Origin of the sequence: Nesterenkonia halophila, from assembly GCF_009467795.1 — a bacterium.
GTDB lineage: Bacteria > Actinomycetota > Actinomycetes > Actinomycetales > Micrococcaceae > Nesterenkonia > Nesterenkonia halobia.
Genome location: NZ_WIAX01000014.1, coordinates 1 through 8,823, shown reverse-complemented (window position 1 = coordinate 8,823; position 8,823 = coordinate 1). Strand labels below are relative to the sequence as shown.

At 70.0% G+C, this 8,823-nt stretch carries 7 protein-coding genes; 3 read left to right on the top strand and 4 right to left on the bottom strand.

What is annotated here, in order from left to right; genetic code table 11:
- From hpaD to GCL72_RS08085, 4 genes are all read right to left on the bottom strand, one after another.
- The coding region (hpaD, locus tag GCL72_RS08100; RefSeq protein WP_153144212.1) for a 3,4-dihydroxyphenylacetate 2,3-dioxygenase at nt 1–903 on the bottom strand (903 nt) is incomplete at its 3' end.
- Nucleotides 904–976: 73 nt separating this feature from the next.
- Nucleotides 977–2,485: a 5-carboxymethyl-2-hydroxymuconate semialdehyde dehydrogenase gene (gene hpaE / locus GCL72_RS08095; protein WP_153144211.1), complete on the bottom strand. Its 1,509-nt coding sequence runs from the start codon at nt 2,483–2,485 to the stop codon at nt 977–979.
- Between the two features lie 75 nt (nt 2,486–2,560).
- Nucleotides 2,561–3,289 carry a GntR family transcriptional regulator gene (locus GCL72_RS08090; RefSeq protein ID WP_153144210.1) on the bottom strand — a complete coding sequence of 243 codons (729 nt, stop codon included), beginning with the start codon at nt 3,287–3,289 and terminating at the stop codon, nt 2,561–2,563.
- On the bottom strand, nt 3,282–4,838 hold the full coding sequence (locus tag GCL72_RS08085) for a fumarylacetoacetate hydrolase family protein (RefSeq protein ID WP_153144209.1): 1,557 nt from the start codon (nt 4,836–4,838) through the stop codon (nt 3,282–3,284). The genes GCL72_RS08090 and GCL72_RS08085 overlap by 8 nt, the downstream gene beginning before the upstream one ends.
- Before the next feature lie 238 nt (nt 4,839–5,076).
- Between GCL72_RS08085 and GCL72_RS08080 the strand changes: the two genes are divergently transcribed.
- From GCL72_RS08080 to GCL72_RS08070, 3 genes are all read left to right on the top strand, one after another.
- A complete protein-coding gene (locus GCL72_RS08080; RefSeq protein ID WP_153144208.1) occupies nt 5,077–6,441 on the top strand; it encodes an MFS transporter in 1,365 nt (454 codons plus the stop codon).
- A 158-nt stretch (nt 6,442–6,599) separates the two neighbouring features.
- Nucleotides 6,600–7,634, top strand: a complete 1,035-nt coding sequence (locus GCL72_RS08075; protein WP_153144207.1) for an ABC transporter substrate-binding protein — start codon at nt 6,600–6,602, stop codon at nt 7,632–7,634.
- Between the two features lie 145 nt (nt 7,635–7,779).
- Nucleotides 7,780–8,748, top strand: coding sequence for an ABC transporter permease (locus GCL72_RS08070; protein WP_153144206.1), 969 nt, complete (start codon nt 7,780–7,782; stop codon nt 8,746–8,748).
- Nucleotides 8,749–8,823 lie beyond the last annotated feature (75 nt).

The following is an 8,823-nucleotide window of genomic DNA, read 5'->3' as shown; positions in this document are numbered from 1 at the left end:
GTTGTCGTGCACGTCCCAGGTCACCCGCGGGTTGTCCGGATCGCCGGTGTAGTAGTCCTGGGTGTAGATCTCGATGCGGTGGCCGTCGGGGTCGCGCAGGTAGAGGTAGAAGGCGTTGGAGACGCCGTGCCGGCCCGGTCCGCGCTCGATGCAGTCCGAGCGACGCAGCGCGCCCAGCTTGTCGCAGATGGCCAGGATGTTGTGCTTCTCGTGGGTCGCGAAGGCCACATGGTGCATCCGCGGTCCGGTGCCGCCGGTCATCGCAGTGTCGTGGACGGTGGACTTCCGGCGCATCCAGGCCGCGTAGACGGTGCCGCCGTCGTCCTGGATGTCCTCGGTGACGCGGAAGCCCAGGTTCTCCATGTAGTCCACCGCGCGCGGCACGTCCGGGGTGACCTGGTTGAAGTGGTCGATGCGCACCAGCGCGCCGGGAGTGTGCAGATCGTAGCGCCAGGCGAGCCGCTCGACGTGCTCGACCTCGTGGAAGAACTCGTAGGGGAAGCCCAGCGGGTCCTGCACGCGCACCGAGTCGCCGACGCCGCGCACGAAGCCGGTGCGGTTCCGCACCGTCGGGCAGCCCATCTCCTGGTAGTAGGCCTCGGCGCGATCGAGGTCCTCAGGGCTGCGCACCCTGTAGGAGAACGCCGCCACCGCAGGGGTCACGCCCTGCCGCAGGATCAGGTTGTGGTGGATGAACTCCTCCATGGAGCGCAGGTACACGACCTGTTCGTCCTCAGCGGTGACCACCAGGCCGAGCACGTCCACGTAGAACTCGCGGGAGCGGGCCAGGTCGGTGACCACCAGCTCCATCGAGGCGCAGCGCAGCACGTCCGGGGCGGGGGAGGTCGGGACGGGGATCGGGGCGGCGGGCGGCGTCGCCGAGCCGGGGGTCTCAGAGGTCATGGTCGTGCATCCTCCATCGAGCATCGTCGCTCATCGTCGGAACAGTGCTGAACAGTGGGGGGGCGGGCAGGGGTCAGGCCTTGCCGAAGACGGGGTTGTGCACTTCGCCGAGGTTGATGTGCACCGCCTGCTGGTCGGTGTAGAAGTCGATGGACCGGTAGCCGCCCTCGTGGCCGAGCCCCGAGGCCTTGACCCCGCCGAAGGGGGTGCGCAGGTCGCGGACGTTGTTGGAGTTCAGCCACACCATGCCGGCCTCGACGGCCTGGGCGAAGGTGTGCGAGCGCTTCAGGTCGTTGGTCCAGACATAGGCGGCCAGCCCGTACTTGGTGTTGTTGGCCAGCGCCAGCGCCTCCTCCTCGGTGTCGAAAGGAGTGATCGCCACCACCGGCCCGAAGATCTCCTCCTGGAAGATCCGGGCGTCGGAGGGGACGTCGGCGAAGACGGTGGGGGCGACGAAGTTGCCGGTCTCGAAGCCCTCCGGACGGCCGCCGCCGGCGACCAGACGGCCCTCGGACTTTCCGAGCTCGACGTAGCTCATCACCTTCTCGAAGTGCTCGGGGTGGACCAGCGCGCCGACCTCGGTCTCCGCGTCGTCCGGCATGCCGACCTTCACCCGCTTCGCCTGGGCGGCGTAGCGCTCGACGAACTCGTCGTAGACCGAGCGCTCGACCAGGATGCGGCTGCCGGCGGTGCAGCGCTCGCCGTTGAGCGAGAACACTCCGAAGATCGTGGCGTTGATGGCCGCCTCCAGGTCGGCATCGGCGAAGACGACGGCCGGGGACTTGCCGCCCAGCTCCATCGACAGCCCCTTCAGATGCGGGGCGGCGTTGGCGAAGATCAGCTGTCCGGTGGTCGACTCGCCGGTGAAGGAGATCAGCGGGACGTCGGGGTGCTTGACCAGCGAGTCGCCGGCGTAGCCTTCTTCGCCGAAGCCGTTGACCAGGTTGAACACTCCGGCCGGCAGCCCGGCCTCCTCGAAGATCCCCGCCCAGAGGCTGGCCGAGAGCGGGGTGAACTCGGCGGGCTTGAGCACCACCGAGTTGCCGGTGGCGATCGCCGGCGCCAGCTTCCAGGACTCCAGCATGAACGGGGTGTTCCACGGAGTGATGAGCCCGGCGACGCCGATCGGCTTGCGATTGACGTAGTTGGCCTGGCGCCCGGGGACCTTGAAGGCGTCGTCGGTCTGGGCGACGATCAGGTCGGCGAAGAAGCGGAAGTTCTCCGCCGCCCGGCGGGCCTGGCCGGCCGCCTGGGTGATCGGCAGCCCGGAGTCGAAGGACTCCATCGCCGCCAGCTGTTCGCCGCGGCTCTCGACGACGTCGGCGATCCGGTGCAGCACGCGGGAGCGCTCCCGCGGCAGCATCGTCGACCACGGGCCCTCGTGGAAGGCGCGCTGCGCCGCCTGCACGGCGCGGTCGATGTCGGCCGGGCCGCCGGAGGCCGCCTGGATGTAGGTCTCGTTGCTCACCGGGTCGAGGACGTCGAAGGTGGCCCCGTCCAGCGAGTCGACGAAGGCGCCGTCGATGTAGTGCTGGATCCGGTCGGGCAGGCCGTCGGGCGGGGTGGTGGTCTGCTGGGTCATCGGTGGTCTCCTCTGCTCGCTCAGCATCGGGGTCGTGTCAGGACAGATTCTGCGTGGGGGCCGGGCCGTTCCCGGTCAGGCGTCGCGGTGGCGCCGGTAGGCGTCGATCGTCCGCCAGCGGTGGCGGCGCACCGCCAGCTCGACGTCGAGCGCGTCGGCCTCTGTGCGGATCAGCCGGAGGATCTCGTCGTGCTCGGCGACCGACTCCGGGGCGCGGTCGGGGACGAAGGCGAACGTGGAGCGGCGCAGCCGCGCCAGCCGGGTCCACTCCCGCTGGACGAGCTCCTCCAGGTGCGGATTGGGACAGTGCAGATGCAGCACGTCATGGAACTCATGGTTCAGCGCGGTGAACTCGCCGGGGTCGAACTCGTCCAGCAACGACCGCATCCGGTCGTTCAGCCGCTGCGCCCGCTCGACCTCCTCGGCGCCGAGGTGGGGGAGGGAGAGCGCAGTGGCGGTGCCCTCCAGGACGCCGAGAGTCTCCATCGAGTGCAGATAGTCGGCCTCGTCCACCATCGCGACGCGGGCGCCGACGTTCTTCTCGAACTCGACCAGTCCCTCCGCCTCGAGCCGGCGGACGGCCTCGCGCACCGGCACCACGCTGACGCCGAGCTCCTCGGCGATGGTGCCGAGGACGAGCCGGTAGCCGGGGACGAACTCCTGCCGGTCGATGCGCTCTCGGATCCAGTGGTAGGTCCGCTGGGACTTGCTGGCTCCGACCGGGGCGCTCGTCGCGCCGCCGACCGGGGGCGCGCCCGCCGTGGTGGGCGTGGTGGGCGTGATGGGCGTGGCGGGCTCAGCCATCGGCGTCTCCGCGCCGGGCGGCCGAGTCGGCCTCGAAACGTTCCCGCCAGGCGCTGTTCATCGGGAACAGTCCGTCGATGGGGTGCCCCTCGGCGATACGGTCGGCGACCCAGGCGTCGGCGTCCTCCTTGGCCAACACGGCGTCGACCACCTCGTCGGCCAGCGACGGCGGGATCACGATGACGCCGTCGTCGTCGCCGACGATCACATCGCCGGGCTGCACGGTCGCCCCGCCGCAGCTGATGGTGACGTCGGTGTCCCAGGGGACGTGCCGCCGGCCCAGCACGGCCGGGTGCGCACCCTGGCTGAACACCGGCAGGTCGACGGCGCCGACGGCCGCGGCGTCGCGGACGCAGCCGTCGGTGACGACGCCGGCCGCACCCCGGGCCTTCGCCCGCAGGGCCAGGATGTCGCCCAGCGTGCCGGCCCCGCGTTCGCCGCGGGCCTCGATCACGACGACCTCGTCGGCCTCGACCGCGTCGAACGCCCGCTTCTGGGCATTGTGGCCGCCGCCGTGGGCGGAGAACAGGTCCGGACGGAGCGGGACGAAGCGCAGCGTGCGGGCGGTGCCGACCATCGTCGCGCCCGGGGTGTCGCCCTGGAGCCCGTCGAGGGTGACGGTGTCGAAGCCGCGGCGGCGCATCTCCTGGGCCAGTCCCGCGACCGGTGCGCGCTGCAGCTTCTCCTTCAGCCGCGGAGTCAGGGCGGCGGGCGCCGTGCCGGGCGCCGCGCCGGCGGCGTCCTCGGTCGGCAGTCCGGCCTTCTCCCGGGACCCCCAGGCCTCTTCCCGCTGGCGGTCGTCGACGGCCGGTACGAGCCCCAGCGCCGGGTCGAAGTCGCCGGGGCCCTCGACCACGTGCGAGACGGCGCGGCCGCTGCTCGGAGCGCCCTCGGCGTCGGGCGCGTCGACCTCGACCTCGATGGTGTCGCCCGGCTCGGCGACCGAGGCCCCGGCGGGGGTGCCGGTGAGGATGACGTCACCGGGCTCCAGCGTCAGATGCTGTGAGAGGTCGGCGACCAGCCGCGGCAGCGCGAAGATCATGGCCGCGGAGGTGTCCTCCTGGACCAGCGTCCCGTTCTTCCAGGTCCGCAGGCGGAGGCTGTCCGGGGAGACGGTCGCGGCGTCGATGCGGCCGGCGGCCAGGGAGGTGTAGCCGTCCCGACCCTTGTTGCGGAGGTTGGATCCCTTGTCGGCGCTGCGCAGGTCGTAGAGGCCCCAGTCGTCGGCCGCGGTGACCGCCGCGATGTGGTCCCAGGCGTCCTCGGCCCGCACGCGGCGGGTCGTCGCGCCGACGATGAGCGCGATCTCGCCCTCGAAGGCCAGCAGCTCGGTGCCGGCGGGGCGCTCGACCTCGGCCTCGCCGGTGGCCACGGATCCGCTCGGCTTGAGGAAGTAGGACGGGGCGGCGGGTCGGCGGCCGCGCTCGTCGGCCCGCGAGGCGTAGCTCAGGTGCACGGCGATGATCGTGCCGGGGCGGTCCGTCTGCGGGGCGTCCGACGCCGCGTCGGCCGCCGCCGTCGTCCTGCTGGAAGATGTGCTCGAGATCATATCTCAGATCGTATACGCTCCGTGACGCGCCGCACAAGCACTCTGTGGCGGGAGCTTCACATCGCCTGTCGGCGCTCGTTCCGGCGAGAGTGGATCGATGCCTCGTGAAACTGACCAACCGTTCGGTCATTTAGTCTGATAGTGTGGCCTGCATCACTATGACTGCTGTCACAGCTTCTCGACGACCACCTGCACCCTGTGAGCCCCGTCCGGCATCACGCTCAGATGTGGAGATGACATGAGCCAGACGACGTACACCAGCACTGAGGGCCACGAGATGACCCACGAGGAGAAGAAGGTCCTCGCCGGGACGCTCGTGGGAACCACCATCGAGTGGTACGACTTCTTCATCTATGCCCAGGCGGCCGGCTTCGTGCTGGCCCTGCACTATTTCGAGCCGTTGGGGGAGGACAACCAGGCGCTGGCCCAGATCATCTCCTGGGCCTCGGTCGGCATCTCCTTCCTCTTCCGCCCGCTCGGCGCCGTCATCGCCGGCTGGCTCGGCGACCGCTTCGGCCGCAAGGTCGTGCTGGTGCTGACGCTGATGGGCATGGGCGGCGCCACCGTGCTGGTCGGGCTGCTGCCGACCTATGCGATGTGGGGGATCGCCGCCCCGGTGCTCCTCGTGCTGCTCCGGGTGCTGCAGGGGCTCTCGGCCGGCGGCGAATGGGGCGGCGCCGCGCTGCTCTCCGTCGAGCACGCCCCGCGCCACAAGCGCGGACTCTTCGGCTCCTACCCGCAGATCGGCGTGCCGGTGGGCATGCTGCTGGCCACCGGCTTCATGACCGTGCTCAACGCCTTCACCACGGAGCAGCAGTTCATGGACTGGGGCTGGCGCGTGCCCTTCCTGTTCTCCTTCGTGCTGATCATCGTCGGCTATCTCATCCGGGTGAAGGTCGACGAGTCTCCGGTCTTCACCGAGATGCGTGAGCGTAAGAAGCAGGCTTCGGCCCCGCTGAAGGACCTGCTCACCACGCACAAGAAGTACACGTTCCTGGCCGCGCTCATCTTCGCGGCCAACAACGCCGCCGGCTACCTGGTCATCGCCTTCTTCGCCGCCTACGGCGCCAACCATCTGGGGATGGCCCGGTCCGAGACGCTGACCGCCTCGCTCATCGGCGGCGTCGGCTGGCTCATCTTCACCATGCTGGGCGGCTGGATCTCCGATCGCATCGGCCGCGTGCTGACCTTCCAGATCGGCTACGGGATCATCATCGTCTGGGCCATCCCGATGTGGTTCCTGATGGACACCGCCTCGCTGCCGCTCTTCGCCGCGGCGATCTTCCTGCTGACGGTCGGGCTGGGCCCCTCCTACGGGCCGCAGTGCGCGCTCTACGCGGAGATGTTCCCCGCGGCGATCCGGTTCTCGGGCGTCTCGATCGGTTATGCGCTTGGCTCGATCATCGGCGGCGCCTTCGCGGCCACCATCGCCCAGGGCATCCTGAACGCGACCGGACAGTCCTGGCTGATCGGCGCCTACATCGCGGGACTGGCGCTGATCTCCTTCCTCGCGGTCTCCGTGGTCCCCAAGACCTTGCAGGGGATCACGCTCACCGATGACAGTGAGCGGGAGGAGATGACTCTCCGGTCGTCGGCCCGATGAGAAACGCCGGAGTCGCGGGGCGCCGGCCCACCGGTCGCACGTCCCGCACGGCCGCTCGGCGCGCCCTCACCGCGCGCGTGGCGGTCGCACCGCAGACTCGACTGCATCTGTTGTCTGCACATCAGCTGTCCGCACCACCGATGAGAGGACCCCCACCCATGCGACCCCGTACCTCGATGATGAGTCTGTCGGCCGCCGCCGCGGCCTCCGTCCTGCTGCTCACCGCCTGCGACGACGGCGGATCGGGCGGCGACGACGGAGGAGACGGCGGTTACGCGATCGGCATCTCCCAGTTCGTCACCCATCCCTCCCTCGACGAGAGCCGCGACGGCTTCAAGGCGGCCTTCGACGAGGCCGGCGTCGACGTCGACTGGGACGAGCAGAACGCCCAGGGCGAGCAGGCGACGGCGAGCACCATCGCCGGCACCTTCGCCACCGACGACCTGGACCTGGTCCATGCGATCGCCACGCCCTCCGCCCAGGCGGCCGCCCAGTCCATCCAGGACACTCCGGTCATCTTCTCCGCGGTCACCGACCCCGAGGGGGCCGGACTGGTCGACTCCTGGGAGGAGCCGGGGGCCAACGTCACCGGTGCCTCGGACGAGAATCCGGTCGACGCGCAGTTCGACGTGCTCTCGAGCCTGGCGCCGGACGCGGAGAAGGTGGGCGTCATCTACTCCTCGGGCGAGACCAACTCCGAGGTGCAGGTCGAGCAGGCGAAGGAGGCCGCCGAGGAGCTGGACCTGGAGATCCAGGAGGCCGCGGTCACCAACTCCTCCGAGGTCCAGCAGGGCGTGGAGTCGTTCTCCGACGTCGACGCGATCTACGTGCCCACCGACAACCAGGTGGTCTCCGCGCTGGAGTCGGTGCTGCAGTACGGCCAGCAGAACAGCGTCCCGGTGGTCGCCGCCGAGGGAGACTCCGTGGAGGCCGGGGCCGTGGCCACCGAGGGCCTCGACTATCATCAGCTCGGCCGCCAGGCCGGCGAGATGGCCCTGCGCATCCTCGAGGAGGGCGAGGACCCGGCGAGCATGCCGGTCGAGACTCAGGAGAACTACGAACTCGTCGTCAACCCCGAGGCCGCCGAGGCGATGGGCGTGGAGATCCCGCAGGAGCTGATGGACCGCGCCGACGTCGTCGTCGGCGAGGACGTCGAGCCCAAGGATCCGTCCGAGGTCGGCGAGGACGGCTGAGCCGACGATGACCGCGCCGGGCTCTGCAGGCTCGCCGGACGACCGGACGCCGGACCGCCCTGATCGGGCGGGGCGGCGTCGCCCCTGACGGCACACGACGCGTCGTCGCCCGCGACCCGGGCGACGACGCTGACGAGGACGAGAGATGATCACAGCATTCGAACTGGGGATGATCTACGCGATCATGGCCCTGGGCGTCTATCTGACGTTCCGCATCCTGAACTTCCCCGACCTGACCGTCGACGGCTCCTTCACCACCGGAGCGGCGACGGCGGCGGTGCTGATCACCGGCGGGACCGACCCCTTTCTGGCCACGGCGGCTGCCTTCGCCGTCGGCACTGCGGCCGGATGGATCACCGGGATGCTGCACACCAAGGGCGGGATCAACGGGCTGTTGGCCGGGATCCTGACGATGATCGGGCTCTACTCGATCAATCTGCGCATCATGGGCGGGGCCAATGTCCCGCTGCTGGGCGAGGACACCGTGATCAGCGCGCTGCGCGACCTCATCGACGTCGGCTGGGCGTCGGTCGCGGTGCTGGCTCTGGTCGCGCTGGTGTTCAAGGTGCTGCTGGACTGGTACCTGCATACTGACAACGGCCTGGCTCTGCAGGCCACCGGCGACAACGAGCAGATGATCCGCTCGTTCGCCGTCTCCACCGACCGGATGAAGATCCTGGGGCTGATGCTCTCCAACGGGCTCGTCGCCCTCTGCGGCGCGGTCGTGGCCCAGCATCAGGGCTTCGCCGACATCGGCATGGGCATCGGGCTGATCCTGGTGGGGCTGGCCTCGGTGATCGTCGGGCAGGCGCTGTTCGGGGCGAAGTCCGTCATACGCGCCACGCTGGCGGTGGTCCTCGGTGCGGTGGTCTACCGGCTGGCGATCCAGCTGGCGCTGAACCTGGGGCTGGATCCGAACGACATGAAGCTGATGTCGGCGGTGCTGGTGGTGGCCGCGCTGCTGCTGCCGCAGTGGAAGGGCTTCTCGAAGCTGGCCGCCCGACGGCGCGCACGCGCAGGCTCGACGACGGCGGGGTCGGCCGAGGCGACGCCGTCGCGCCGTGCCGAGGCCGTCGAGGAGTCCGCGCAGGCCGCGGGCAGGAAGGAGGGCTGATCCATGCTGAGCATCGAGGAGGTCTCGAAGACGTTCTTCGCCGGCACGGTCAATGAGCGTCGGGCGCTGGTCGAG

Coding starts and splice junctions, on each gene's coding strand:
- hpaE (WP_153144211.1), bottom strand. CDS start 2,485: ATGACCCAGCAGACCACCACCCCGCCCGACGGCCTGCCCGACCGGATC.
- GCL72_RS08090 (WP_153144210.1), bottom strand. CDS start 3,289: ATGGCTGAGCCCGCCACGCCCATCACGCCCACCACGCCCACCACGGCG.
- GCL72_RS08085 (WP_153144209.1), bottom strand. CDS start 4,838: ATGATCTCGAGCACATCTTCCAGCAGGACGACGGCGGCGGCCGACGCG.
- GCL72_RS08080 (WP_153144208.1), top strand. CDS start 5,077: ATGAGCCAGACGACGTACACCAGCACTGAGGGCCACGAGATGACCCAC.
- GCL72_RS08075 (WP_153144207.1), top strand. CDS start 6,600: ATGCGACCCCGTACCTCGATGATGAGTCTGTCGGCCGCCGCCGCGGCC.
- GCL72_RS08070 (WP_153144206.1), top strand. CDS start 7,780: ATGATCACAGCATTCGAACTGGGGATGATCTACGCGATCATGGCCCTG.